Source organism: Thiocystis violacea (assembly GCF_016583565.1).
GTDB lineage: Bacteria > Pseudomonadota > Gammaproteobacteria > Chromatiales > Chromatiaceae > Thiorhodococcus > Thiorhodococcus violaceus_A.
The window spans coordinates 1-626 of the sequence record NZ_NRRF01000245.1 but is presented as its reverse complement, the minus strand read 5'-3'; the positions used below and the strand labels follow the sequence as shown (position 1 = coordinate 626).

Below are 626 nucleotides of genomic sequence, written 5' to 3'. Positions count from 1 at the left end.
TCTAAGGGCGGCATATTCCGCGCCACTGGCACCGCCGATCAGATAGCGGTTGTAGGCCTGCTGGCTGCCCATGGCGGCGCGGGCGAAGCTGTAGCCCCCGCCGAGACCTCCGGAGAGGGCGGGCATCATGATGTTGCCGGAGATCGCGCGAACGATGAAGGGCGTTGCGATGATGAAGCCCTTGGCCATGAGCACCATCATGAAGAAGGGAATGAGCGCGCCGATGTTTGAGGCGCCTTCAGGATCGCCAAGCTCGCCGATGAGTGCGGAGGAAACGCCGGTGATTGTCGCGAACACGCCGGCGACGACGATGGGGTAGAGCGCAAAGGAAACCAGCGCCGACAGCCAGCGCGCGAAGTAGTCTTTGGTCACCTCGAAGAGTGTCAGGAATATCATGACCGGCGCGATCCCGATCAGAAGCGCGATCATCAAACGCGAGGCCACGAGAATGAAGGCGGCCAGCCCGCCGAGGATGGAAAGCAGCAGCACCCCGACAATGTCGAGCATGGCCCCTGCCATCCAGTTCAACTCGGAACCAGCGGCATTCAAATAGTCCCCCAACTCGGCGATCAACCGGTCGAATTCTTCGGCGAAGGTACCAGAAGGGCCGGGAGTCCCACCACCGA

1 protein-coding gene is annotated in these 626 nt (G+C 61.8%); it reads right to left on the bottom strand.

Annotation, left to right across the window (positions count from 1 at the left end):
- The coding region (locus CKO23_RS25040; RefSeq protein WP_200336297.1) for a type IV secretion system protein at positions 1–626 on the bottom strand (626 nt) is incomplete at both ends.